Raw genomic sequence first — 26130 nt, forward strand, 5'->3', positions numbered from 1 at the left:
CACGATAAAAGGAAAGGAGAATCAGTATCATAAACAACCGAGAATAAACTTAGTAAAGCATCCCCTATGTTATCTCACATGTTTATATAAATAAGAAAAGCACCAATTCCAACTATAATAAAAAAGAAAATATAATATATTCTTGTAAAAATTCGCTTTTCTTTCCTTGTAAAAGGTAATTCGGATTCTGCATAGCGGATATAACTTACCAGAGCCAAAATCGTTAATAATGCAAGAAACTGTCCGAAGGAGTCTGAAGCCAAGATAAACCGTAAACCCATGATGGCCACAAGAAAAACACCAAAATATCCTAGGATGGTGTAGAAATACAATCTTTTCTTCTCTTCTGTCATGCTTTCTCCCCCTTTACAGCAATAGCACTTATTCGGTTTAAAAACACGTGGGGATACGATTCAATGATTTCTTACAACTCCTACTCATTTCCCGAGTATGGACCACCTTTAAATCTCCCGCCGATAGCTCAATGAAATGTAATTTTCCCCATCGGCGTTACTGTAGGCTTCTCTTTCGCAAACAAAGCGGAATCCCATCGCTTCATAAAAGGGAATCCCTTTATTATTTCCTTTTAACACGGACACCCATTGCTCCTTGGCACCCTTTTGGCGCTGAATTTCTGTTAAGTGGTTTAACAATTTAGTTCCTATTCCTTCTCTTCGGCGGCTGGGGTCCAAATAGAAAACAAATATCTGGCTCGTTTGTTCCCCAGTCATTCCTCCGCCAATTGCCCCTACCACTTTACCATTATCTAGAGCTACAAAGTAACCGTCCCAGCCTTCTGTTTCTTCTAGTTCACGACGGATACGGTCCTCATTATAAAATACTTGGTCATTCCTTCTTAAATTCTCGGGGCTTTTAATATGGCCGATGGCAGCCCATCTTCCCTCAATGCATACTTTCGAGATACCCTCCACATGTTCTGGCAATCCCCTTTTTACCTCAATCATATTTTCCCTCCTTTTCTTTTCTCCATGTTAGTTTCTAGGCACAGAACTTCTTTTCCTTTTTGAGTTTCTATCCTGGTCTTTCATAGCGTCAATGGTTATTTTCATAGAAATACAAAAAAGAGGCCGGGACAAAAAGCATGGACACCAAATTAAAAAAACCGAACGAATCGTTCGGTTTTTTTAATCACGTGCTTTTGTCACAGTCTCTTGTAATCCTTATCGGTCTTTATGCAGAAAAAACGTATCCTCATCCTGCCGTTTATCCAACTCTTCCTTGGAATAGATGACCCGCATCGGATTTCCGCCAACAAAGGTTCCTGCATCTACGTCTTTATGTACGAGCGTTCCCGCTGAAACGATGGCGCCGTCCCCGATGGTGACTCCTGGCAAAACCGTTGTGTTGGCTCCGATCATCACATTTTCTCCGATGACGACTTCACCGAGTCGATATTCGCGAATCAGGTACTCGTGTGCCAAGATCGTCGTATTATAGCCAATAACCGTATTTTTACCGACCGAAATTTTTTCCGGGAACATGATGTCCAACATAACCATTAAAGCGAAAGCCGTCTGGTCGCCGACCTTCATTCGCAGAAAAGTTCGGTACAGCCAATTCTTCACAGACAAAAACGGTGTGTAACGGGCAATCTGAATGATTGCAAAATTTTTAACTACCTTAAGGAACGGAACAGTTTTGTAAATATGCCATAGCGAATTAGCCGTATCCACCCGATAACGCTCGGTTTTACGCACGCTCATCACACTCCCAGTATATCCCTCAAATCGCTCATCTTTTCCAGCATGTAATCAGGGTTGTATGATTGTAAAAATTCCCGTCCTTTAACCGTCCAGGCTACGCCGGCTGTATGGGTGCCCGCATTTTGTCCTGCTTCAATATCATGATAGTTATCACCAACCATTAAGGTCTCGGAGGCTTTGGCATCCAGCTCCTGTAAAGCCTTCAAAATCGGTTCCGGATGCGGTTTAGCGTGGGTGACATCCTCTAAGCCTATCACCGTTTCAAACAGATGATCCATGCCGGTCAATTTCATTCCCATCATCGCCGTCGATTTGATTTTGGTTGTAACGATTCCGAGTTGATACCCCGCCTCCCGCAGGTGCGTTAAGGTTTCAACAACGGTAGGATAAGCCGTAACGTACCTGTCGTGATTTTTCAAATTATGCTCACGGTAGGTGTTGATCATCTCTTCTACTCTGTCCGGGTCGATTTTCATAAAGCTGTCTTTTAAGGGAGGGCCGATAAACTCCAATATTTCTTCCCGGGCATAAGGCTGCTTTGCATACTTGCCCAGCGTATGGGTGAACGAAGCGATAATCAGTTCATTTGTATCAATCAATGTTCCATCTAAATCAAAGAGTATCGTACGAATGTTCATGTGCGGGCTCCTTTCTCTGTCTCGTTTCTGCCCTGTTCCAAAAATAAGCAATGGCCGCCGTTAATAGAATCGCAGTCGCCAGCCGAATGGCCAACAGCGGCCATACTGGTATGCCCAGCGGAACGAACACCAGGGTATCCTCCACGACCGCATGACAGGATACAAGAAAAATAAGCGCTAAATACATATCCTTTTTCGAAACACCGTCTTCCTTGACCGCCTGAATCATCAAGCCTGCACCATAAGCAAGCCCGAGTGTCAAACCCGCGACTAGCGTCATGGAGGCGTTCTTTTCCATTCCAAGAAACCTGGTGAACGGTGCAAACCAGTTGGATAGTTTATCCATCCAGCCAAGCTCACGGAAAAACTGCATAAATACCATCAGCGGAATCACAATCAACGCCAGCTGGATTACACCCATAGCAGCCGTCTGCAGTCCTTGCGTAAAGATTCCTGTCCATGAATCGGGAACATGCTCCGCCTTGGATATTAAACCATATTGGGCAAGCTCTCCGCCGCCCTTCCAAAACAGGTTGATCAGCAATGCGGCAGCTAAAGCAAGCGAAACGCGGACACCGACGACAATCCACCAGCTGACACCAACTTTGGACGCCACGGTCGATTCAATCAACAAATTATGGGAAAACGACATCATCACAGCCATGATGAATACTTGCTTGACCGAAAAATCAAAGGAAACAATCGCTCCGATACCAGCATACAAATTCAGCAAGTTCCCCAGTACAAGCGGGACCGCTGCTTCACCGGATAATCCGATCCATTTCATCATTGGGCTGAGCAAATCCATCAACCATCCTAAAACCGGCGTAAAACGTAAGATGGTCACAATCAGGGTGACAGGAAAGATGACCTTTCCCAAAGTCCAGGATAGCGATAATCCAGCCTTGAATCCGCGTTGTAAAATTCCAGTCATGTGCCTTCCCTCTTTCTTCAGACTTTTCTTCCGTTGTATAGTCTATCTGCCCTGCCGGAATAACGACGGTAAATAATCAATGCGATGCCGAGTATCACTAATACAATCGAAATCACCTGGGCGGTACGCAGTTGGCCGATAATATACAAACTGTCGGTTCGCATACCTTCAATATAGTAACGTCCGATCGAATACCAGATGACATAGCTTAAGAATACTTCCCCACGCCTTGGATTGAATTGGCGCAGCACCAACAGCAGTACTAAACCGATCAGGTTCCAGACCGACTCATAAAGAAAAGTCGGATGATACATTACACCGCCGATACACATCTGGTTGGTGATAAAATCTGGAAGGTATTGCAAAAAGTTATCGTAAGCAGCTTGCGAAACCGGTCCGCCATGGGCTTCCTGGTTCATAAAATTGCCCCAGCGGCCGATTGCCTGCCCGAGGATGATGCTAGGAGCTGCAATATCCGCCAACTGCCAAAAAGAAACCTTGCGTACCCTGGCAAATATAATTGCGGTGATCACAGAACCAATCAAGGCCCCATGGATCGCAATCCCGCCTTCCCAAATGGCGAAAACATCCCACCAGGTACCACCATCATAGCGATCCCATTCAAAAATGACATAATAGATTCTTGCCGAAATGATGGCAATAGGAATTGCAAACACAATTAAATCGACGAACAAATCTTTATTCAAACCGAGCCGGTCTGCTTCTCGCGTTGCCAGCCACAAGCCGAGAAAAGCTCCAGCCGCAATAATTACTCCATACCAATAAACAGTCAATGGTCCTAATTCAAAAAACACGCGATCTAACGCGGGTGCACTACACGTCAAGTCGTCCGCCTCCTACTCCTGGATATCCTCGCTTTTTTCCTGTTGAATCATGTTGGTCAATCGTTCTGAAAACTCTTCTGCAGCATTTACACCCATCCGTTTCAAACGGAAGTTCATTGCCGCCACTTCGATAATGACAGACAAGTTTCTTCCTGGCCGGACAGGAATGACAGCCTTCGGTATTTCCACGTCCATGATTTTCATGGTTTCCTCTTCCAATCCGAGACGGTCATATTGTTTTTTCTGATCCCACAGCTCCAGATTGATGATCATGGAAATCTTTTTGTGTGACCGGACAGACCCCGCCCCGAACAGGGTCATCACGTTGATAATTCCCAATCCACGGATTTCCAATAAATGCTCGATTAATGGAGGTGAATTGCCGATCAGGCTATCGTAATCCTCTTGTCGGATTTCTACGCTATCATCAGCGACCAATCGGTGTCCCCGTTTTACCAGCTCAAGCGCGGTTTCACTTTTACCCACACCACTCTGCCCAGTTATCAGGACGCCTATTCCATAAATATCGACTAAAACGCCATGAATGGCGGTAAATGGTGCAAACCTGGTCTCCAAATAATTCGTCAGCCTGCTGGTCACCCTGGTCGTTTTATGCGGAGAACGCATCAATGGTACACCAGAGTTATCAGCCGCTTCAATCAACACCTCGGGAATGTCCATCCCTCTTGTTATGACGATTCCCGGTGTTATATCCGTGCAGAGATTTTCTACACGGTCCCGCTGTTCCTCGATACTCAGCTCGTTAAAAAAAGACATTTCGGTTTTGCCGAGTAACTGCAACCGATTTTTCGGATAATATTTAAAATAACCGGCCATTTCCAGGCCTGGCCGCGAAATATCACTCATAAAAATCTCCCTGTGCACGCCATTGTGGCCTGCAACAAGCTCCAGGTTGAATTGGTTCAATAAATCCTGGGTACGTACCTTTGCCATATGTATCCCTCCATCGTGCCTTGCTAATCACTGTATCCTATTGTAGCACTTTTTTTAGCCGGAGGCATTAGTATGCTGTCATCCAGATGGAAAGAGCAAATCCATACGTGAAATCCGTTTAAAAAACGTTTTACCGATTCTTTCCTCAGTATTTTAATTAAACGGAAGGACAATCCGGGCATGACGAAAGAAGAAATAATGATACAAAAAGCAGGCTGGCGAGATTATTCCCGCAACCTGCTTTTGTTCTATCTTACCGATTTAAATCAACCGTGTCTCTGATCAATCGATTCAGCAGCAAGTTCAGTAACGAAAGGATGATTGCCGCCAGAATCGCCAAGCCGAATCCATCGATAACAAACGAGCTGCCCAACAGTCCCTGGGTGATCATCAAGGTGATTGCATTGATGACGAACAGAAACAACCCGAGCGTCAAAAACGTTATCGGTAAGGTAAAAATAATCAAAAGTGGTTTGATGATCACATTCAAAATCGACAAGATCAAGCTGGCCAACAATGCTGTACCGAAGCCTTCCAGATAAAAGCTTGCAAAAAGCTGATCAACGACAATTAGAGCCACTGCATTCAACAGGATAGAAAGCAGCCACCGCTTCAGCATCAGGCAAACGGTTCCTTAGGCATAATAAAGATGGCCAGGATGTAAAGAATACCGAGCGGGAAAAAACCGGTAAAAACAAAAATCAACACGAACAATAGCCGCAACAGAGTGGCATCCATATCAAAATAATCTGCCATCCCGCCTAAAACTCCGGAAATTTTCCGATCTGAACGAGAGCGGTATAATTTTCTGGACATAAAACATCCCTCCTACTTAGTTGGTAACATCCATACAGAACCAGTTTTCGTTTCCGCTTCCAGATAAAACGGTTCCGTCTCTTTCTCCTGGTTGACTTCGAAATGCAGCGAACGATTGATTACTTCTTTTTTTTCTTCGATTACTTGATAATGAGCCAAATCGCAATGAATATTTCCTATTTTGGTTTCGGCTTTGCCGTCGATCCGGAGCTGATCTGGTAAAACCAGGCGGACACTGCCGGTTGTCGTTTTAAAGAAACCTGACTTCGGCTGAAGGCCTTCATGCCAAAGACAGCTGATACTGCCATTAACGAGCTGGGCATCGATTTTTTCGAAGGTGCCATCGACATTAATCTTTCCATTTATGGTTTCCATATCCGCCACTTCCCAGCGGCTATCACTAATATTGATTGTTCCGTTGGCAGTTTCGACTTCCAGTACGGTACCATTGCTCTCCGAGAGGTTGATTGATCCGTTGGTCGATTTGACAAGTAAACAATCCCCGGTTATTTCTTCACCGAAAAAGCTTCCATTAAACAATTTGATCACGACTTTCCGATAGTGCCGTTCCGGAACCTTGACAATGACTTCCGCTTTCACTTGCTGGCTTTGCAAAGAAAACTGGAGACGGTCCTCTTCCACCAGAAAAAACGTTTCTTTGTGGAACTTTTCGCGTGCCTGTTCCTGATTATCCACCTGATATACCTTCGCTTTGCATTCAACCCGGACATCGGTTTCATTCCATGGCTGAATCGTGACATTCCCATTGGCGATATCGAAATCGATATCATGGAAGACAGCGGTGTGGTGATGGAAGATATGCGATACTTCATAATTTTTTCCGAAATTAAGATCAAAGTCGACATTTTTGATTTTTTGAAATGCTTCTTCCACGAATCCGAAGATACTGCTTTTCTTATTTGCTTTTGCTTTATACTGCTGTTGTTTGTCTCCCTCTTCCCAATTCACTTTTGTGGAAACAACGTTTTGCTGCTGTTCCGCTTTTTCAGCTTCGTCAAGAGCATCTAACAATTCTTCCGCCTCTTCGGAACTGATCAAGCCATCTTCTACCATCTTAAGAATCTTTTTACGTTCCTCTTTCACGTTTTCCACCTGCCTTGTTAAATTACCAATCGTGAAAAAACCGCTGCAACTAAAACGTAAAACCTCGCCCCAGGTAATGTTTAGTTCAGCGGCTGCTGTTCCTATCCTCAATCAAATTTCCATGTGTAAAAACTTTCGTAGCCCAGCCGCTCCTTGGCAACTTCCTCCATATTGGCAGCAGATTCGGCATTTCCATTCATGCTGCCTAAGACTCCTTGTGCCTGGGAACGATGAGCCATGATCGTTCTCATCTTTTGATCGAAAACAGGTTTTACATTATTTATTACGTCCGGCTCTCCAAAAAGTTTCACATGATCATGGCTAATTGCCTGAGCCCATACTTTTGGACGGCTATCCGGATTCATCAACCGGACCGCCTCTATTGCCGCGGCTCCCATTGCATTATGGTCAGGATGGACGGCATGACCCGGAAAGTGAGTGATCACGAGACTTGGCTCGATTTCCTCCAATATTTTTTTCAAATGTTGTGCGATTTCATCACGGGACTCAAATTCCAGTGTCTTATCCCGATAACCGAGCATACGCAGCTCGACATCCATTACCTTGCAAGCATCGATCAATTCTTTTTTGCGAAAATCGGACAAGGTTTCCCGGTTGGCAAAGGTCGGATTGCCCATGTTACGCCCCATTTCTCCGAGTGTACCGCATAAATACGTTACCGGAATGCCTTTTTGCCTGAACTGGGTGATGGTACCGGACGCACCGAATGCTTCGTCATCAGGATGCGGATATATGACTACAACGTGTTTTTCCAAATCGATCATCTCTCCCTAACTAATTTTTAAACGGTTGTTCACTGATTTCCAGTGCGACCATTAATCGGCCTTCCCGATCATGGCCGGCCATCAAAAGTCTATCTTGCTCATCGAGCTCCCATTGATTGACTCCTTCTGCATAAACCCAGCCGATATCCAGTTTTAAACCGACGCGGTATGTACCATTGTCGCCGACAATTTTCCCATGCAGATAATTCACTTTTGCATTACGGATAAACGCCCCGACATTATAGGCATTTTCATTAAAATGGCTGGCATAGGCACCGTTGGTCGTTTCCAGGTGAACATAAACCTCTTTATTAGCAAGCCGATCCAGTTGTTTTTGTACTTCTTCTATATGAATAGGTTCCATTTCCCACTTTCCCTTCCTTCACCTAATACTATTTTTACCTTACCCAAAATCGTCTAAGGCGTCAAAGTATTAATCTTCGCGCACTTTATCTGCCAAGACAAGCAGAACAGGTGGACTCCAGTAAGACCGGAGCGCCTCTGAAGTTTCCGGAATAAGTCTCTTTGCTTCAGAAAACAAAGAATACTCCGGCAGTCCATTGCATCAAATGTTTAGAACCAGTCGTAAAGGAAAGAAGGGTAATAGAAGTCAAGATAAAGAGAAACTCAAGAAAGAAGGTGTAACAATGGCACTCCAAAAAACAATCCCTAAAGAGACCGGTATCGACCATAGCTTGGATTTACTGCGGGAAGGTTACATGTTCATTCCGAACAGACGTCATAGTTTTCAGCAAGATCTATTTGCAACTCGTTTACTTGGACAGAGAGCGGTATGTATGGGAGGAAAAGAGGCAGCCGAAATTTTTTATGATGAAACGAAATTTAAAAGGAGCAGTGCAGCACCAAAACGGGTTCAAAAGACGCTGTTTGGAGAAAAGGGAGTACAAACGTTAGACGGCAAGGAACACCGTCATCGAAAACAAATGTTTATGTCGTTGATGGAACCGGAACAGTTGGAGCTTCTTCACACTATTACGTACAAACACCTCGATTTAATGACAACTGACTGGGAAAAGGAAAGCAGTATGGTGATGTATGAAGAGGCAAAAAAATTGATGACCCGGGTGGCTTGTGAATGGGCAGGGATTCCGCTATGGGCAAGTGAACTGGATAAACGGGCGAAGGATTTAGGTACCCTCATCGAATCCTCCGTCTCCATGGGAGTCCAGTACCGTAAAGGGAAGAACGCCCGGAAACGTTCGGAAAATTGGATGAAGGATTTAATTGCTCAAGTGAGAAACAAAGAGAGGAATCCAGAGGAAGATACGGCATTATACACCATCGCTTGGCATAGAGACTTACAAGGAAAGTTATTGGAACCGGATGTAGCAGCGGTTGAATTGCTTAATATTATCCGGCCTATTGTAGCGATCGCCATTTATATCAGCTTTACCACTCTTGCCCTTCATCAGTTTCCTGAACAAAAATACAAACTGGAAGAATCCGAGGGCGAATACTATCAGCTGTTTGTACAGGAAGTAAGGCGTTATTATCCGTTTTTCCCTTTTGCCGGAGCACGAGTAAAGGAAGACTTCACGTGGAGAGGATACCATTTTAAAAAAGGAATGCTGACACTTCTTGATCTATACGGGACAAACCATGATGTTCATTTATGGGAAAATCCCGACAAGTTTTATCCCGAGCGTTTCACTGATTGGGAGGGAAGCCCTTTTGACTTCATCCCCCAAGGAGGAGGGAATCATTACCTTGGCCATCGTTGTGCAGGGGAGTGGGTGACTATCCAAGTAATGAAGGTGGTGCTTGATTATCTGGTTAATAGACTGGATTATCATGTCCCACTGCAGGATTTAAGCTTCAGTATGGTATCGATGCCAAGCATCCCAAAAAGCGGCATAAAGCTTAGTAAGGTTGAAAAAGTGTGACTATCTAATCCTACCTAAATAGTATAAAACCGTCTCTTTACGGAGACGGTTTTGTTTTCCTGTTACTTGGAACCTACTTTTTCTTGTTGCTTGACTTTATCAGCCATACGTTGACGATCTCTTTCCAAAATCGGTTTCAGGTATTTTCCTGTATAGGATTGTGGTGAGTCTGCTACTTGTTCCGGTGTTCCAGTAGCGATGATCTGGCCACCCCGATCGCCGCCTTCCGGTCCAAGGTCAATAATGTTGTCTGCCGCCTTGATGACATCAAGGTTATGCTCGATGATCAGTACGGTGTCTCCATTGTTGACCAATCGTTGCAGCACTTCCAACAGCCTGGATATATCATCCACATGCAAACCGGTTGTCGGCTCGTCCAAAATATAAAAGGACTTGCCATTTGAGCGACGGTGAAGTTCGCTGGCCAGCTTGACACGCTGTGCCTCGCCGCCTGATAAGGTGGTCGCTGGCTGTCCAAGCCGGACATAGCCGAGACCGACATCGAATATGGTCTGCAGCTTGCGCTGAATTTTCGGGATATTGGCGAAGAAATCAAGCGACTCCTCAATGGTCATGTCCAATACGTCGGCGATATTTTTTCCTTTGTACTTCACTTCCAACGTCTCACGATTATACCGTTTTCCATGACATACTTCGCAAGGCACGTAAACATCCGGTAAAAAGTGCATTTCGATTTTGATGATTCCATCGCCTCGGCAAGCTTCGCAACGACCGCCTTTCACATTAAAGCTGAACCGGCCTTTTTTATACCCGCGGATTTTTGCTTCGTTCGTCTGGGCGAAAACATCACGGATATCATCGAAAACACCTGTATATGTCGCCGGGTTGGAACGCGGTGTCCTGCCGATCGGAGACTGGTCGATATCAATCACTTTGTCCAGATGTTCGATTCCTTTGATCGTTTTATGCTTGCCGGGTTTTTGTTTGCCCCGATGTAGCTGCATCGAAAGGGATTTATGCAATATTTCATTGATCAGCGTACTTTTGCCGGAACCAGATACACCAGTTACCGCGGTAAACAAGCCGAGTGGAATTTTTGCATCCACTTTCTTCAGATTGTTTTCCTCTGCTCCTAGAACCTCAATTGCCCGATCATCGGGTTTTCTGCGTTCCTGTGGGAGCGGAATGAACTTTTTCCCGGACAAATATTGACCGGTCAAAGAGTTCTTATCCTTCATTACCTGCTTCGGCGTCCCGCTAGAAACGATTTGGCCGCCGTGCTCTCCCGCACCCGGTCCGATATCGATCAGCCAGTCTGCGGCATACATGGTATCTTCATCATGTTCGACCACAATCAGCGTGTTGCCAAGGTCACGCATCCGTTTCAAGGTACCGATCAAACGATCGTTGTCACGCTGATGCAGACCAATCGATGGCTCATCCAATACATAAAGCACACCTGTCAGTGCAGAGCCAATTTGGGTCGCCAGCCGTATCCGCTGTGCTTCCCCACCGGACAAAGTGCCGGCAGAACGCGCCAGCGTCAAATAATCGAGCCCCACATTGTTCAGGAAGGTAAGTCTGTCGCAAATTTCCTTTAAGATCATCCTCGCGATTTGCTCTTCTTTTTGAGACAATTCGACTGTCTCAAAAAATTGGAAAGCTTCGGTGACCGACATTTCCGTTACCTTGCCGACATGCAGACCATTGACCAGAACAGCCAGCGCTTCGTCTTTAAGACGGTAGCCGTCACACTTCGGACAAGGCTTTTGGGTCATGTATTTTTCCATTTGTTCACGAATGAAATCAGATGTCGTTTCCCGGTACCTGCGAGCGATATTTTTCAAGACCCCTTCAAAATAAATATCGTTTTCCCTAACTCTGCCAAAGTCGTTTTCATACCGGAAATGGATTTTCTCTTTTCCGCTCCCGTGCAAAATTTTGTCCATCTGCCGTTTTGGAAGCTGTTTGACCGGTACATCCATATCAATTCCGAAATGATTGCAGACACTTTCCAACAGCTTAGGGTAGTATTGTGAACTCGTTGGTTCCCAGGCAGCAATCGCCCCTTCTCTCAAAGTCAAACTCCGGTCGGGCATTACAAGATCGACATCGACCTCCAACTGAGTACCCAGTCCGTCACAGCGTTCACAAGCACCGAACGGGCTATTGAAGGAAAACAGTCGCGGCTCCAATTCGCCGATGGAAAACCCGCAAATAGGACAAGCATGGTGCTCACTGAACAGCAGCTCTTCTTCTCCGATAACATCGACAATAACATTTCCGTCGCCGAGCCCAAGAGCTGTTTCCAAGGAGTCCGACAAACGCCCGGAGACTCCTTCTTTAACAACAATCCGATCGACAACCACTTCGATCGAGTGCTTTTTATTTTTTTCCAGCTTGATTTCATCGGTGATCTCAAACATATCCCCGTCGACCCTTACCCGGATATAGCCTTCTTTTTTCAAATCCTCCAGCACTTTTACGTGTTCCCCTTTACGTCCAGAAACAACGGGGGCCAGGATTTGCAGTTTGGTTCTTTTCGGATATTCCAGAATCCGATCGACCATTTGCTGTACCGTTTGCGACGTTATTTCAATTCCATGAATCGGACAAGTCGGATGACCGACACGGGCAAACAGCAAACGGAGATAATCATAAATCTCTGTCACGGTGCCGACCGTTGAACGTGGATTTTTGCTGGTTGTTTTCTGATCAATCGAGATTGCCGGCGACAGTCCTTCTATCGCATCGACATCCGGTTTATCCATCTGGCCGAGAAACTGGCGGGCATAGGCCGAAAGTGACTCGACATAACGGCGCTGGCCTTCCGCATAAATCGTATCGAATGCCAAGGATGATTTCCCAGAACCCGACAGTCCGGTCAACACGACTAACTGTTCTTTCGGTATGTCCACATCCACGTTTTTTAAATTATGGGCGCGTGCCCCTTTAATCGTTATCGCTTTTTTTGCCATTCCTAGGTCATCCTTCCGCTTTAAGTTCCAAAACCAAATCACGCAACTCGGCGGCCCGTTCGAAGTTCAGGTCCCTTGCCGCCTGTTTCATTTCTTTCTCCATATCCTCGATTACTTTCTCCCGTTCCTTCTTGCTCATCTCTGACAGCTTTGGTTGTTCGGACTTGTATTCTTCTGTATCTTCGGCTGCAACAGTGGCGCGGATCACATCGCGGACATCCTTCTTAATGGTCTTCGGTGTAATGCCGTGTTCTTCATTATAAGCCTGTTGTTTAACACGACGGCGGTTGGTTTCGTCTATCGCCTTTTCCATCGAATCCGTCATTTTATCGGCATACATAATGACACGTCCGTTTTCGTTACGTGCCGCTCTTCCCATTGTCTGAATCAGGGAGCGCTCAGAGCGCAGGAAGCCTTCTTTGTCCGCATCCAATATCGTCACCAGAGAGACCTCGGGAATATCGAGTCCTTCACGAAGCAGGTTGATTCCTACTAATACATCATATTTACCCACCCGCAGGTCCCGGATAATCTCGATTCTTTCCAATGTCTTAATTTCTGAATGCAAATAAGCGACTTTGATGCCGATTTCCTTCAAATAATCGGTTAAATCCTCGGACATTTTTTTGGTCAGCGTGGTTACCAATACGCGTTCATTCCGATCGACCCGCTGATTTATTTCTCCAATTAAATCGTCGATCTGCCCTTCAATCGGGCGGACTTCGACTTCCGGATCCAACAAGCCGGTCGGCCGGATGATTTGCTCGGTCATTTTCGGCGTATGTTCGAGTTCGTAAGGACCTGGAGTCGCCGATACATAAACCATCTGGTTGATTTTCTTTTCAAACTCGCTGAATGTCAGCGGACGGTTGTCCATTGCGGATGGCAATCGGAAGCCATGATCCACCAACACTTGTTTTCTCGCTTGGTCCCCGTTGTACATTCCGCGGATTTGCGGCAAGGTCACGTGGGATTCGTCCACCACGATCAGAAAGTCATCCGGGAAATAATCGATTAGTGTATATGGTGTCGAGCCTGGTTCACGGAAAGTCAAATGACGGGAATAGTTTTCGATTCCCGAACAAAAGCCCATTTCATTCATCATTTCCAAATCATAATTGGTCCGCTGTTCGATGCGCTGGGCTTCCAGCAGCTTGTTCTGGTCCTTCAACTCTTTCACACGTTCGTTAAGTTCCTGTTCGATATTTTTTATCGCTTTTTTCAAATTTTCTTCTCGAGTCACGAAGTGGGAAGCCGGAAAAATCGCGATATGATCCCGGTCGCCGATAATCTCGCCGGTCAGTGCATCGACTTCCCGGATCCGGTCTATTTCATCTCCAAAAAACTCGATGCGCAAGCAATGTTCTTCCCTGGAAGCCGGGATGATTTCCACCGAATCCCCGCGGACGCGGAACGTACCGCGCTGGAAGTCAATATCATTGCGGGCGTACTGGATATCGACCAAATTACGAAGCAGTTGATCCCGGTCTTTTTCCATCCCGGTCCGGAGCGAAAGCACCTGGCTGCGGTATTCTTCCGGAGAACCCAAACCATAGATGCACGATACACTGGCGACAATCAGGACATCATTGCGTTCAAACAAAGCAGATGTTGCAGAGTGGCGCAGTTTATCGATTTCATCGTTGATGCTCGCGTCTTTTTCGATAAACGTATCCGTCGACGGAACGTACGCTTCCGGTTGATAGTAATCATAATAACTGACGAAATACTCTACTGCATTATCCGGAAAAAATTCTTTGAATTCACTGTAAAGCTGACCTGCGAGTGTTTTGTTATGGGCAATCACCAACGTCGGGCGATTGATTTCTTTAATGACATTCGACATCGTGAATGTTTTCCCTGTACCCGTAGCTCCAAGAAGCGTCTGATGCTTCTTCCCTTTTTTCAGACCCTCTACCAGTTCGTTTATTGCTCTTGGCTGATCTCCCTCAGGCTGATACTGGGCAACAAGGTCGAATTTATTTTCCACGATCGAACCAACCTCCGTTCTTTCTATTCCTGAACTATTTTATCACATTGTATTACTATTTTAACACAAAACCGAACAAACATTCGACTTATGCGTTTTTTCTTTTAATAAATGCCGGATGCCGGCACGATGACAGTTTAACACGTTCGATGAAAGGTTTATAGAAAAATGATTGACTTGGAGCAGTGTTCACAAAGTAGTCATCTACAAGCATTGTAGGATAGCATGCAATTGCCTATAATCGGAAATAGAGGCGCTCTTGTAGCGAGAAAGGATGAAGCTCTAAAATGAAACGAATTTTATTTTTCCTTGTTATCATGCTTTTTGGCCTTGCTGCCTGCGGACAATCCGACAACCAGGGTTCCGGCGATGACAGTGCCGACCCACAACCACTCGAGGTAGATTTGCAAGTGCCGGAACAAGCGGACAGCGGTGAAGCCGTCAGCATGACCGCCAAAGTCACACAGGGCGGAGAAAACGTCGGAGATGCCGACGAGGTGGAGTTTGAAGTTTGGCAGGAGGGCGCAAAGGACGACAGTGAAATGATCGAAGCGGAATACCAGGAAGACGGTGTCTATGGAATAGAAAAAACCTTTGAAACGGACGGAACCTATTTTGTTCAGTCCCATGTCACCGCCCGACAAATGCATATCATGCCAAAAAAGTCGATTGTAATCGGAAATGCAGAAGATAGCGATACAGATGATACCAAAGAAGATCATAGTCACGGGGACGAGGAAAGTACAGGAGATGATGACAGTGCCCATCATCATCATGACAGTTTGGCTGTCGAACTGGATACTCCGGAATCATTAACGGTCCACGAAGAAATCGGAGTGACAGTCAGCGTAAAACAAGATGATGAGCCGTTGAATGGCGCCAATGTCACACTGGAAATCTACCATAACCCAGACGAGGATCCTCAATGGGTAAATTTAACAGAAGGGGACAACGGCATCTATGAAGGAAATGTCACCTTTGAACATAACGGGACTCATGAAATCACTATTCATGTCAAAAAAGGGGACTTGCATACACATGAAGAGACCACATTAGAGGTAGAAGGGTAAGTTTATTGTGGCAAAGTTCCTAAACTTCATCACACTTAAAGAGGGTCCATTCTTCTCGAAGGAATGGACCCTTCCTCACTCATTTCCTTTATTGGATAGAGTGCTTAGGTTTTATCGTTCCTTTGGTGAAGAACCCAATTGTCAACACTATCAATCCAAGAAGTCCTCCATTAAAGTCTAGGAGATAAACATTTCCTTCCCGCAGAAATTTAATCAAACACCCGCCGCCGAATATAAACGTAATGATGATGCCAAAAAAGAAGAACCAATACTTCCCCCTATCTCCACTCTAAAAACGAGGTATCGTCACACACTTTCCACCTAGGCTAAGGGCTCTACCATCCATATTTTATAACCATCGGGGTCCGCAATGACAGCCTCCTTCACTCCCCATTCCCGGTCGATCGGTTCCTGGACAATTTGTCCTCCCGCCTCTCTTATGGCAGAGACCGTTTTGTTCAGGTTATCCACTTCAAATTCGATAACAATCCCTTTTTCAACTGGTTCTGGCTTATCGATAAGATGTAATAGAACCGTGACTTTTGCTTCTCCATAACCGACAGAATAAGAGGCCATCCCATTCTCCACAAAATCTTGTGATAGATGTAAAACATCTTTGTAAAATGTCATAGACCTTTCTAAATCTTTTACGGGGACAACGATCGTATTTAGTTTTTTAATCTGAAATTCTGCCATTGTAACCATCTCCTCTCCATCATCTAAAACTAAATAGAATAGGGTAAAAGATTGATTGAAAACGCATTCTGTGATATTTATTTTAACGTAAAATACCAGTTAATTTCTATGATTTTACAAATGAAATGGCTTTTTCTCTGAACAAACAGGAAGAAAGGTAAATAAAGGATAAAGAAGTGCTCCTGGTTTCCATGCGGATTAGTTTTCTACCGGTAATGGAATAGATAAAACGGAAATCACATTAGAAGATAAACTATCTCCATTCAACGGAGGAAAGGTACGCTGACTCCAGAGGGATGAGTGCGAGCAGAACCCGTGTCTGCGGGCAAAGCACCTTGCCGGAGTGGAGCGTTGCACGATTGGATAGAACGGTTTGCTTTGTAGAGTAGAGAACTGATTTCTAGAGGGTAGCCTTTCGGCTATCTTCTTTACTTTCAGTTCCCCCTCATCAAACCGTACGTGAGGTTTTCCCTCATACGGCTTTCCGACGTTCTTCTTCCTTTGGCTTTACGGTGTTAACTCGCCAACTTCACTAATAAGTATTTAGCTTCTTCCGCAGTATCTTGGAATTTGGCATGTTTATTCCGTCTATTTCTTTTCTTGTTATTAAACAGATTAAGACGAGTTAATACATACCAGTCGATGCGATTTAACCACTTCTTTCCCATCGGGGACAATTGATAGTAGTTCTTAAAACCTTGAAGTCTACGGTTCAATCCTTTCACTAAATCACGAATATCCATAAATAATTTATGGCGTGGTTCGGTGTATTCCTTGATTTTGGTTCGCATCTTTTTCATGGCCTTCTTTGATGGTACGTGGTTCATGATATAGAATGTACGACCACCTTTCTTGCGGATGGGAAACTTCCGGTGATGTAATCCAAGAAAATCAAATCCATCTTTGTCATCCCATATATTCACTAATCTCGATTTCTCCTTGTGAATGGTAAGGTCAAGTTTATTCATAATGGCCTTTATTACTTGCGCACTTTCCAGTGCTTCTTGTTTCCTCTTGCAGATAATCACAAAGTCATCCGCATAACGAATAAGTTTACCTAAATGACTGAACTTCTTTTCCCATAACGTGTCCATTGTATTCAAATAGATGTTCGCGAGAAGTGGCGAGATAACTCCACCTTGCGGTGTACCAGTTATGGAGTTTCTAAGCTTTCCTTCTTCCATAATTCCAGCTTTTAACCATTTTCGAATAAGCTTTAGCACTCTTCTATCACTAATACGCTGTTCAAGAAGTTTCATTAACTTATCTTGATTGATATTGTCAAAGAACCCTTGGATATCGACGTCCAATACCCAATAGGATTTCTTACTCTCTTTACGTATTTTAGCGATGGCTTGGTGTGCATTTCGTTTTGGACGAAAGCCATAAGGAACATTCTTGGAAGTCCGCCTCAAATATAGGTTCAATCACAAGCTTCGTTGCCATTTGAACTACTCGGTCCTTAATTGTCGGGATTCCTAATGGTCTTTGTTTCTTCCCATCACCCTTTGGAATGTAGGTTCGAAGAACTGGTTGTGGATGATATTTCTTATCTTTTAATTCTAAGTAGAGCTCATTGAGAAAGTTCTTCTCTCCATAAGCCATGATATCTTCCAGCGTCTGTTCATCTACGCCTCCACTTCCTTTTCTCCGTTTCACGCGTTGCCATGCATCCCACAAGATATCCGGGCGATAAATCTTATCATATAGTGCATGAAACCGACGAGTATCACTTTCCTTGGCACAAAGGTATAATGTTTTCCAGAGTTCTTGAGCTTTTGCATTACTGGCGTAGTTAGCCATTTTCTTGGCATTCACTGACTCTTACCTCCTTTGAACATATGAACGAAGTAGGGTATTGGCTTGTGCCGTCCTTCCCTAGACAATGTGGTGTTGTCCTTGTCCTCATTGGTACTATGACCCCCTCCGACTCCCTCTCAGTCCATCAACCATTTCACCGACAGCTTATAGGTATCTGTTTTACTTCTTTCGAAGTGACCGAGGAGGGGATCCCCAGTTCCATTAATTACTGTCTTAACATGTCGCTCTCCATACCCCCGAGGGATTCTTCAGTGCTGTACTCCAAGTTCTACGCACCTTCTATGGTCTTCGTCCATAAGAAAGAGGCTCGACTTCCCTTGTTCCTCCGAAGAGGGATTTAATTGACGAGGCTGCAAGATTCACTTCATGTTACAACCTGTTAAGTTGCTCGCACTCCGAAAGGAGTTACTTTGTCACAGGGCTTCAACCTTAGGATTTCTCCACCAGTCGCCTGTCAGCTACTGAGCGTCTTGGCACTTACTCAGACTGGACTTTCACCAGTAAGCAATTAATAGCGTGCTGGGCACGCTTCTTACAAAAAAGCCGAACGAATTGGTTATTCGTTCGGCTTTACTATTGGGCACGATGCTTATGTCCCAGTCTCTCCTATTTTATTCTCTCGTTTATTGATAGCTTTGATCGTACTGGTTCACTTCAAACAAATCAATGAGTTCGATATCCTGGTGTTTGTCATGGAACCAGCGCAGCGAAAAATCGTTTTTGAACAAGGCGAGGTACGCTCCTTCGCGGTCTTTGACAAGCAGGTTGCGTTCATCGAACATCGAACGGTCAACCTGCTCTTCCTTGAGCCAGCGTGGAATCCGCTCTCCAATAGACTCCAGCATGACCTCGACGTTGTACTCATTTTTCATGCGGTATTCGAACACTTCATACTGCAGTTCACCGACTGCCCCGATGATATAGGATTCGTCATTGGTGCCACGAAATAACTGAATCGCACCTTCCTGAACCAGCTGCTCGATGCCTTTCTTGAACTGCTTCGCCTTCATGACGTTTTTGGCCGACACTTTTTTAAACAGCTCAGGCGGGAACTGCGGCAATTCATCATATTCAAACGATTCCTTGCCTTCTATCAACGTATCGCCGATCCGGTATGCGTTCGGATCATAAATACCGATAATATCTCCGGCATATGCCTCTTCAACCGTATCTCGTGAAGAGGCGACGAATTGTTGGGATTGGGCCAGCTTAATTGGCTTATCAGTCCTTGCAAGTTTTACGCTCATCCCCCGCTCAAATTTTCCGGAGCAAACACGCAGAAAGGCGACCCGGTCACGGTGGGCCGGATTCATGTTTGCCTGGATCTTGAAAACAAAACCGGAAAAGTCCGGATTATCGGGGCTCACCAATCCTTCCGTCGACTTTCTTGCCGTCGGAGCCGGTGCCATGGAAATGAAGGTATCAAAAAAGGTCTGTACCCCAAACGGCGCAAGCGCGCTTCCGAAGAAAATCGGAGTCTGCTCCCCGCGCAATACTGCATCAAGCGAAAACTGATCGCCTGCTTCGTCAAGAAGCGCAAGTTCATCTTCCGTTTCTTTATAGGTTGCATCATTTACCAAGTCTGCATATTCCGGTTTGTCGAGGTCTGCATACGGAATATAACTTTCCTCTTCATTGCCGTTAAACCGGACAAATTGCTCACCATGCCGGTCAAATATACCTAAGAACCGCTTTCCCATTCCTACCGGCCAGTTCATGGGATAGGTTTCGATATCGAGTACTTCCTCAATTTCTTCCATTAATTCGAGCGGTTCACGACCTTCCCGGTCCAGCTTATTGATGAAAGTAAAAATCGGAATTCCGCGCATCCGGCAAACCTTAAACAGTTTGATCGTCTGCGCCTCGATTCCTTTGGTTGCATCAATAATCATTACCACACTGTCGACAGCAGTCAACGTCCGGTACGTATCTTCACTGAAGTCCTCGTGACCAGGGGTATCCAAAATATTCACTTGATGCCCTTTATAAGGAAAATTCATGACACTGGATGTAACCGAAATTCCACGCTGTTTCTCAATTTCCATCCAGTCCGATGTTGCAAATTTTCCCGACTTTTTCCCTTTTACTGTGCCCGCCGACCGAATCAGGTTACCGAATAACAATAGCTTCTCGGTTAACGTTGTTTTTCCGGCATCGGGGTGGGAAATAATCGCAAAGGTCTTCCGCTTGTTCACTTCTTCTTTAATCGACATATAAAAATCCCTTTCTTATAAAGTAATTGATATAAAGTTTCTGTTCAGCAAGGGATTTATTTTTACATTGGATGATTCTCCTTTATCTAAAATGCACCTGCCAGCTTAACAGGTGCGTCAAAATCTCTGCTTCGAGCAAACTCCTCCCCTTTGGGAGGAAAATTTTAATCCTATACTATCATAGCTAATTTGACTGCTGTTTATCAACCAGAAAATTGCAATTAATTCACTAACCTACGCAAGCCGCTCGTTATAAACCGAACGCATCCTTGATCAACAAAGCCGTTTGTTGTGCTGTCAGTTCCGAATTATCGATTCGCAGGTAGGATTTCCGGTTGATTTCACCAGGTCTGGAGTTCAACCGATGCTGTTCGTGTGTAATACGCAAATTGCTCTCTGACTGTTCCAAGTTACGCTTCGTCGGCTTTAGTGCCAGACGGTGCGGGGTTAAATTCCGCTCCAACCTTGTCGCCAAGGGCGATTCCAGTTCCACAAATATGATTTCTGCTCCTTTTGATTCGAATATTTCGCAGATTTTCTCGACAAAATCCCAGTCCTCCTGCTGATCGAACGCCCAAACATAAGTGAAAATCAGACCGGACAATTCACTTTTTGAAACTTCTTCAAAAATTTCGTGACGGAACATATTGACAAGACGCTGGAACGACTCCGAGTCAAAATCAAAAAATTGATTGACCAGCTCGATAGTCATATGATTATGAAACAACTTCAATCCAGTCAGTTTTTCGAGTTCCTGCCCCACAGTCATTTTCCCGACTGCCTGCGGTCCATACAGTAGAATGAATTTCATGCCCTCTCCCCCTTGGTTGATGCTGCTGGTTTGTTTTTTTCTAATGCTACCATAAATCTGCCTGGATTCCTTGCATGAATTTGGTGGATTTTCTCTACGATACTTCATCGCTCAACTTGCAGCCTCTGTTATAATAGAGAGATGACTATGTTTTTCAACAAGGGATGAGATAGAGTTGCGAACGTTTTTTTTAGACAAACAAGACATCGTGAAAATCACCGGCGAACGTTTTTATAAAAGAGGATTGGACTATTATCAGAAAGGCCGGGTGCACGGAATTACCTACAATCCGACGATCAATGCCTGGCGCGGCCAGGTCCGCGGCACAGAAACGTATAGTGTCCGTATTTTCTTTTTTGACGATGATGATTTGGAAGGAAGCTGCGACTGTCAGGCCTATGCCACGCATTATACCTGTAAGCACATAGCCGCTGTCTTGCTGGCAATCAGCAAGGAGTCCTGGAGTAAAGTACGTACCGAATCCGGCCAGGACGATTTCGTGGCTGAACAAGTTGATTTTGATTTTTCTTCAAGAATGATCGATGCTTTCACTGAAAGAGCGCCGAAACAAAAGCAGCTGTTGCAGGTAGAATACATCCTGCAAAGCAGGGTGAATCCGCATAATTCAACGTTTTTTCTTGAAGCAGAAGTGAGACTAGGCACCTCCAGAACCTATGTCATCAAAGACATCCGCGAACTGTTGTCCCATATTAAGAGAGGGGTTCCTTATAAAGTAACGCCTTCTTTCACCTATCAGCCGGGAAGCCACATATTCCGGAAGCAAGATCAACCAGTTATCGACCAGTTGATCGATGCCTATGATAATGAGACCTTATACGAAAATTCTTTTTCCAATCCTCTGGCTGATAAGCGATCGATTATACTGCCGCCGGCTTCCGCTGGGGAAATGCTCCTGTTGTTGGCTGAGACAGACAGTTATTATCAGGTAAGAGAAGAGAAAATGCCGATCGAAGTGGAGCAAAACGTTCAGCCTGTCCGCTTCCAACTAGACAAACAGGCCGAGGAAGCCTTTCAAATCGATATTTCCGATTTGGCTAATTATATGTACTTTCAGCATTACGGCTGCCTATTTTCTGACGGGACCTTTTACCTGCTCGACAAGGAGCAACATAAAATCATGGACCAGCTGTATGCCCTGCTTCCATACAGGACGGATAAACAACAACAAATCGCCGGCAGAGAGATGAGTTCATTCGTCAGCAATGTCATTCCCCAACTGGAAAAAATCGGACGGGTCCATTATGCAGAAAAAACCAAAAATGCGATTACGACCAGCCCACTGCGGCCGAAAGTGTATCTGGAAGAAGTTTCTGATTCACTTCAATTAAAGCTGGAATTCCACTATGGCGAGGACATCGTTTATCCTTATCAGGAAGACCGACTGTCAGAAAAGGTAATCAAACGGGAAGCCAATAAAGAGTTGGCGTTGATCAGCCTGCTGGAAAAAGCGGAATTTGTCTATTTAAACAATATGTATCAATTATTTAAAACCGATGCCATCTATCACTTCCTGCAGGAAACACTTCCACAGCTAAAAGAGATGGCCGATGTATACGTTTCTTCCACGGTGAAGACATTGATCAATACAAGTGAGCCGGTTATGTCCAGTTCTGTTGAAGTCAATCGACTTGAAGGAATGCTTGATATCCAATTTGATATCGACGGGATTTCTGCCGAGGAAGTCCAGCAATTGATGCAGGCGTTGATCGAGAAACGGCGTTATTACCGAATTCCGGAAGGAGCACTTGTCTCTTTGGAAGATGAGTCATTTGATTCTTTCCGTCAGCTGGCGGACAAACTCCAGCTTCAAAAAAGCCAGGTCGAGGACGGCAAAATCCAAGTTCCTATGGCCCGGAGTTTTCAAATTGAGGAGGCCTTGGATGATGACCATGCTGAATATGGCGAAACTTTTCAACAGTTGCTCACTCAGCTGAAAAACCCGGGAAATCTTGACTTTCCGCTGCCGGAAAAATTGGATGCAGAATTGCGCGACTACCAGCTGACTGGTTATCGGTGGTTTAAAACCTTAAGCCACTATCACCTCGGCGGCATATTGGCAGATGATATGGGATTGGGAAAAACCATCCAGACAATCACGTATCTGTTATCGGAAAAAGAAACCAACGGAACGATGAAAAGTCTCGTTGTAGCTCCCGCCTCCCTGCTATATAACTGGCAGAAGGAGTTCGAGAAATTCGCCCCTTCTCTCCATGTGGCAGTGATTGCCGGTACAAAACAGCAACGCAGGGAAATAATCAATACAAACAGTGCCGCAGATGTCTATGTGACTTCTTATCCATTGCTGCGCAAGGATACTGGTTTTTATGAAGAAACAGTGTTCGATCACTTTATATTGGATGAAGCACAGGCGATTAAAAATCATTTGACACAAACCGCCAAAGCTACACGGATGATTCAAGCCGGAAAACGGTTTGCCCTCAGTGGTACACCGATCGAAAATTCTCTGGAAGAATTGTGGGCGATTTTCCATACCATTTCGCCCGGATTGTTCGTAAATAAGAAGGCATTCCTTAACCTGGAACACGATTACATCGCTCGCATCACCAGGCCTTTTATTTTACGCCGGTTAAAAACAGATGTTCTTGAGGAGCTTCCTGACAAGATTGAAACAGTGCAATATTCTGATCTTACCAAGCAGCAAAAACAGGTATACTTGGTTTATCTGGAAAAAATGCAGCAGCAGGTCGCCGAAACAATCGAAGAAAAAGGGTTTGATAAAGGAAAGCTGGAAATATTGGCCGGTCTGACAAGGCTGCGCCAAATCTGCTGTCATCCCGCCCTGTTCCTCGATAATTATAATGGAAAATCCGGGAAGCTGGAACAACTGCTGGAAACAGTTCGAGAGTTGCAGGAGAGCGGAAAACGAGCGCTGGTATTTTCCCAATTCTCCTCGATGTTGGGCATTATTGAACAAAAACTTACCGAACAAGGAATTGATGTGTTTTGCCTCGATGGTTCGACCCCGTCTTTAAAGCGGATGGAAATGGTGGAACGGTTTAATAACGGGGAAAAGACCATTTTCCTGATTTCCCTTAAAGCAGGCGGAACCGGCCTGAACCTTACCGGTGCAGATACCGTCATCTTGTACGACTTATGGTGGAACCCGGCGGTAGAAGAACAAGCAGCAGGCCGAGCGCATCGGATCGGGCAGAAAAAAGTAGTTCAGGTCATCCGTTTGATAACAGAAGGTACAATTGAGGAGAAAATATTCGAACTACAGCAGAAAAAGCGTGAACTCGTGGATCAAATCATCCAGCCTGGAGAAACGATGCTATCGAAGCTGTCGGAACAAGAACTACGTGAGCTGCTGCAGATGAAAGTATAAGGATTCCCCAGGCTGTTCAAAGCCTGGGGACTTTATTGGGCATGGTAACTCATTATAGATGCAAAATTCTCTTACGTACACTGTGCTTGCAGAGAAATGGTGTAGTCCAACGCTGCGGAAACCCCTTCCACTTTCCGCGGGCGACTGGTGAGCTTCCTAGAGCTAACTCTCTTCTGGAGGTATATCGTAGTTATAGAATAAACAAAGTCCATATCTTTGTAAGATAAATTAAGAGGTACTCGGATGAGTACCTCTTTTTTACGAAAATTAAATTAACCGGACTTTTCCTGATTGCGTAAACGGTATTCTTCTTTGGCAAATAAAATGCCGAGTTCATGCGGATCACCCTGATACATCGCACGTTGTAAAAACCGAATCTCTCCTCTTTCATCGCGTACTTCTAATTTGCAAAATGCACTATTTCGCTGTAGTGCACTATAAAACTCCTGTTCATTTCTGATTTGTTGTCCGTTTGCCCGTTCGATTGTTTCCCCGACAAGCATGCCGAGCTGATCTGCTGGCGTACCAGGGATAATCCCCAGAATCAGCAGCCCTTTTTCAGATGGATGAAAGAAAGGCTGCTCCTGCTTGTCCATTTCCCTAAACCGAAAGGATATCCATTCTCTGCCGATTAAAGCTACTCCAAAAGCAGCAAGTGATAGAAACGGTTCAAAATAACTGCCGATGGCAAGTCCCAAAGTTAAAAATGCCAGGATAAGGACGGATCTGCCGATTCTTTTGGCAGCATGCACTGGTTTTGTTCCCTTGACCACTTGTTCAAGGCCAGTCAACAGCGGCAGAAGAATCAAGCCGAAGCTTTCTCCCTGGATATGTAACACCGGCCACCAGTCCGCAAATGGCTCGATTATGCCCGAGGGTACCAAGGTGAAGAACGGAATGACCGCCATTTTTTTGAGTCGATGGCGACCCACCCATTTTCCTCGATTTCCTTTTACTAGTTCCGGGTATGTAGCTCTACTTGTAATCCGCAAAAATAACAGGGCTTCTATGAGCAAAAAAGCAGAGAGCAGCAAGGCAAGTCCAGTGAAATTTAGTGACTGTAAATCCATCGTCCAAGCTAAATCAGTATATTCTGCTATCAAAGGTGGAGCAATTAACAAAATCAAGTAACTAAATCCAAAAGTATATGCAGCTGATAGCAGGGTGAATCGTCCTGAAATTGATAGCAGGATCATCATCGCTGACACCAACAGGAGGACCGGATAACTGAAGACAATGCCGCCACCCACTGCAGCTAGAGAGAGCAGGATTCCGCCAATCAAACTGACAGACCATGTATTTTTTGCTTCAGAGAAGACATCGAAAACTTTCAAACCAAACTGGCTTCGTTCTTGCTTAATTCGTCGGGTCGAAGCCAGCAATAATAAGATTACCGACCAGTACAGCAGTGGATTTAAAAACAGCTTCCCGACTCCCATTGCTAACTCTATCAACCATGTATCCAGTGCCATGCTATAACCCTCCCCACTCTATTCACAAACATACCGTGTCAAATATA

At 44.9% G+C, this 26130-nt stretch carries 23 protein-coding genes; 3 read left to right on the top strand and 20 right to left on the bottom strand.

Annotated features, from left to right (window positions below):
• Nucleotides 1-74 precede the first annotated feature (74 nt).
• The 12 genes from BLR82_RS08400 to BLR82_RS08455 form a co-directional block, all read right to left on the bottom strand.
• The gene (locus BLR82_RS08400) at nt 75-353 is read right to left on the bottom strand and encodes a hypothetical protein (protein WP_074598564.1); all 279 of its coding nucleotides are present in this window, start codon (nt 351-353) and stop codon (nt 75-77) included.
• Between the two features lie 108 nt (nt 354-461).
• On the bottom strand, nt 462-965 hold the full coding sequence (locus BLR82_RS08405) for a GNAT family N-acetyltransferase (RefSeq protein ID WP_074598565.1): 504 nt from the start codon (nt 963-965) through the stop codon (nt 462-464).
• Nucleotides 966-1181: 216 nt separating this feature from the next.
• Nucleotides 1182-1718 carry an acyltransferase gene (locus tag BLR82_RS08410; protein ID WP_074599056.1) on the bottom strand — a complete coding sequence of 179 codons (537 nt, stop codon included), beginning with the start codon at nt 1716-1718 and terminating at the stop codon, nt 1182-1184.
• Nucleotides 1719-1723: 5 nt separating this feature from the next.
• Nucleotides 1724-2362 carry a pyrophosphatase PpaX gene (gene ppaX / locus BLR82_RS08415; RefSeq protein WP_074598566.1) on the bottom strand — a complete coding sequence of 213 codons (639 nt, stop codon included), beginning with the start codon at nt 2360-2362 and terminating at the stop codon, nt 1724-1726.
• Nucleotides 2337-3296, bottom strand: a complete 960-nt coding sequence (locus BLR82_RS08420) for a nucleoside recognition domain-containing protein (protein WP_074598567.1) — start codon at nt 3294-3296, stop codon at nt 2337-2339. The genes ppaX and BLR82_RS08420 overlap by 26 nt, the downstream gene beginning before the upstream one ends.
• 17 nt (nt 3297-3313) lie before the next feature.
• Nucleotides 3314-4141, bottom strand: a complete 828-nt coding sequence (lgt, locus tag BLR82_RS08425) for a prolipoprotein diacylglyceryl transferase (RefSeq protein WP_074598568.1) — start codon at nt 4139-4141, stop codon at nt 3314-3316.
• 12 nt (nt 4142-4153) lie between these two features.
• A complete protein-coding gene (hprK, locus tag BLR82_RS08430) occupies nt 4154-5095 on the bottom strand; it encodes an HPr(Ser) kinase/phosphatase (RefSeq protein WP_074598569.1) in 942 nt (313 codons plus the stop codon).
• 253 nt (nt 5096-5348) lie between these two features.
• On the bottom strand, nt 5349-5714 hold the full coding sequence (locus tag BLR82_RS08435; RefSeq protein WP_074598570.1) for a phage holin family protein: 366 nt from the start codon (nt 5712-5714) through the stop codon (nt 5349-5351).
• Nucleotides 5714-5911: a PspC domain-containing protein gene (locus tag BLR82_RS08440; RefSeq protein ID WP_074598571.1), complete on the bottom strand. Its 198-nt coding sequence runs from the start codon at nt 5909-5911 to the stop codon at nt 5714-5716. Before BLR82_RS08440 ends, BLR82_RS08435 begins: the two co-directional genes overlap by 1 nt.
• 12 nt (nt 5912-5923) lie before the next feature.
• The gene (locus tag BLR82_RS08445; protein ID WP_074599058.1) at nt 5924-7015 is read right to left on the bottom strand and encodes a DUF4097 family beta strand repeat-containing protein; all 1092 of its coding nucleotides are present in this window, start codon (nt 7013-7015) and stop codon (nt 5924-5926) included.
• Between the two features lie 107 nt (nt 7016-7122).
• Entirely contained in the window at nt 7123-7791 is a 669-nt protein-coding gene (gene bshB2, locus BLR82_RS08450) for a bacillithiol biosynthesis deacetylase BshB2 (RefSeq protein ID WP_074599060.1), read from the bottom strand.
• A gap of 19 nt (nt 7792-7810) precedes the next feature.
• Nucleotides 7811-8164 (bottom strand): YojF family protein, encoded by a 354-nt coding sequence (locus tag BLR82_RS08455; protein WP_026570942.1) that lies wholly within the window; start codon nt 8162-8164, stop codon nt 7811-7813.
• Between the two features lie 283 nt (nt 8165-8447).
• Between BLR82_RS08455 and cypC the strand changes: the two genes are divergently transcribed.
• Nucleotides 8448-9704, top strand: a complete 1257-nt coding sequence (gene cypC, locus BLR82_RS08460; RefSeq protein WP_074598572.1) for a CYP152 family fatty-acid peroxygenase CypC — start codon at nt 8448-8450, stop codon at nt 9702-9704.
• Between the two features lie 62 nt (nt 9705-9766).
• Here cypC and uvrA read toward each other — a convergent pair whose 3' ends face one another.
• A complete protein-coding gene (gene uvrA / locus BLR82_RS08465) occupies nt 9767-12643 on the bottom strand; it encodes an excinuclease ABC subunit UvrA (RefSeq protein WP_074598573.1) in 2877 nt (958 codons plus the stop codon).
• 7 nt (nt 12644-12650) lie between these two features.
• On the bottom strand, nt 12651-14633 hold the full coding sequence (gene uvrB, locus BLR82_RS08470; RefSeq protein WP_074598574.1) for an excinuclease ABC subunit UvrB: 1983 nt from the start codon (nt 14631-14633) through the stop codon (nt 12651-12653).
• Between the two features lie 287 nt (nt 14634-14920).
• Between uvrB and BLR82_RS08475 the strand changes: the two genes are divergently transcribed.
• Nucleotides 14921-15703: a FixH family protein gene (locus tag BLR82_RS08475; RefSeq protein ID WP_074598575.1), complete on the top strand. Its 783-nt coding sequence runs from the start codon at nt 14921-14923 to the stop codon at nt 15701-15703.
• A 321-nt stretch (nt 15704-16024) separates the two neighbouring features.
• On the opposite strand, the gene BLR82_RS08480 is transcribed toward BLR82_RS08475, so the two are convergent.
• The 5 genes from BLR82_RS08480 to BLR82_RS08495 form a co-directional block, all read right to left on the bottom strand.
• Nucleotides 16025-16399 carry a VOC family protein gene (locus tag BLR82_RS08480; protein ID WP_074598576.1) on the bottom strand — a complete coding sequence of 125 codons (375 nt, stop codon included), beginning with the start codon at nt 16397-16399 and terminating at the stop codon, nt 16025-16027.
• A 515-nt stretch (nt 16400-16914) separates the two neighbouring features.
• Entirely contained in the window at nt 16915-17826 is a 912-nt protein-coding gene (locus tag BLR82_RS08485; RefSeq protein WP_342721370.1) for a reverse transcriptase domain-containing protein, read from the bottom strand.
• The gene (locus BLR82_RS21295) at nt 17744-18217 is read right to left on the bottom strand and encodes a reverse transcriptase family protein (RefSeq protein WP_245693717.1); all 474 of its coding nucleotides are present in this window, start codon (nt 18215-18217) and stop codon (nt 17744-17746) included. The genes BLR82_RS08485 and BLR82_RS21295 overlap by 83 nt, the downstream gene beginning before the upstream one ends.
• A 626-nt stretch (nt 18218-18843) precedes the next feature.
• Entirely contained in the window at nt 18844-20433 is a 1590-nt protein-coding gene (locus BLR82_RS08490) for a peptide chain release factor 3 (RefSeq protein WP_074598577.1), read from the bottom strand.
• A gap of 250 nt (nt 20434-20683) precedes the next feature.
• A complete protein-coding gene (locus tag BLR82_RS08495; protein ID WP_074598578.1) occupies nt 20684-21244 on the bottom strand; it encodes a DEAD/DEAH box helicase family protein in 561 nt (186 codons plus the stop codon).
• 175 nt (nt 21245-21419) lie between these two features.
• On the opposite strand from BLR82_RS08495, the gene BLR82_RS08500 reads away from it, so the two are divergent.
• A complete protein-coding gene (locus BLR82_RS08500; protein WP_074598579.1) occupies nt 21420-24611 on the top strand; it encodes a DEAD/DEAH box helicase in 3192 nt (1063 codons plus the stop codon).
• Nucleotides 24612-24883: 272 nt separating this feature from the next.
• Here BLR82_RS08500 and BLR82_RS08505 read toward each other — a convergent pair whose 3' ends face one another.
• Nucleotides 24884-26083: a PDZ domain-containing protein gene (locus tag BLR82_RS08505; protein WP_074598580.1), complete on the bottom strand. Its 1200-nt coding sequence runs from the start codon at nt 26081-26083 to the stop codon at nt 24884-24886.
• Nucleotides 26084-26130: the final 47 nt, after the last annotated feature.

Source organism: Sediminibacillus halophilus, assembly GCF_900103695.1.
In the GTDB taxonomy this organism is placed as follows: Bacteria; Bacillota; Bacilli; order Bacillales; family Amphibacillaceae; genus Sediminibacillus; species Sediminibacillus halophilus.

Bases quoted from the DNA above. Each gene is read 5' to 3' on its own strand.
- BLR82_RS08475 (WP_074598575.1), top strand. From the start codon at position 14,921: ATGAAACGAATTTTATTTTTCCTTGTTATCATGCTTTTTGGCCTTGCT.
- BLR82_RS08455 (WP_026570942.1), bottom strand. From the start codon at position 8,164: ATGGAACCTATTCATATAGAAGAAGTACAAAAACAACTGGATCGGCTT.
- BLR82_RS08440 (WP_074598571.1), bottom strand. From the start codon at position 5,911: ATGTCCAGAAAATTATACCGCTCTCGTTCAGATCGGAAAATTTCCGGA.
- BLR82_RS08495 (WP_074598578.1), bottom strand. From the start codon at position 21,244: ATGAAATTCATTCTACTGTATGGACCGCAGGCAGTCGGGAAAATGACT.
- cypC (WP_074598572.1), top strand. From the start codon at position 8,448: ATGGCACTCCAAAAAACAATCCCTAAAGAGACCGGTATCGACCATAGC.
- BLR82_RS08490 (WP_074598577.1), bottom strand. From the start codon at position 20,433: ATGTCGATTAAAGAAGAAGTGAACAAGCGGAAGACCTTTGCGATTATT.
- ppaX (WP_074598566.1), bottom strand. From the start codon at position 2,362: ATGAACATTCGTACGATACTCTTTGATTTAGATGGAACATTGATTGAT.
- BLR82_RS08435 (WP_074598570.1), bottom strand. From the start codon at position 5,714: ATGCTGAAGCGGTGGCTGCTTTCTATCCTGTTGAATGCAGTGGCTCTA.
- uvrA (WP_074598573.1), bottom strand. From the start codon at position 12,643: ATGGCAAAAAAAGCGATAACGATTAAAGGGGCACGCGCCCATAATTTA.
- BLR82_RS08405 (WP_074598565.1), bottom strand. From the start codon at position 965: ATGATTGAGGTAAAAAGGGGATTGCCAGAACATGTGGAGGGTATCTCG.
- BLR82_RS08420 (WP_074598567.1), bottom strand. From the start codon at position 3,296: ATGACTGGAATTTTACAACGCGGATTCAAGGCTGGATTATCGCTATCC.
- BLR82_RS08505 (WP_074598580.1), bottom strand. From the start codon at position 26,083: ATGGCACTGGATACATGGTTGATAGAGTTAGCAATGGGAGTCGGGAAG.
- hprK (WP_074598569.1), bottom strand. From the start codon at position 5,095: ATGGCAAAGGTACGTACCCAGGATTTATTGAACCAATTCAACCTGGAG.
- BLR82_RS08480 (WP_074598576.1), bottom strand. From the start codon at position 16,399: ATGGCAGAATTTCAGATTAAAAAACTAAATACGATCGTTGTCCCCGTA.
- BLR82_RS08400 (WP_074598564.1), bottom strand. From the start codon at position 353: ATGACAGAAGAGAAGAAAAGATTGTATTTCTACACCATCCTAGGATAT.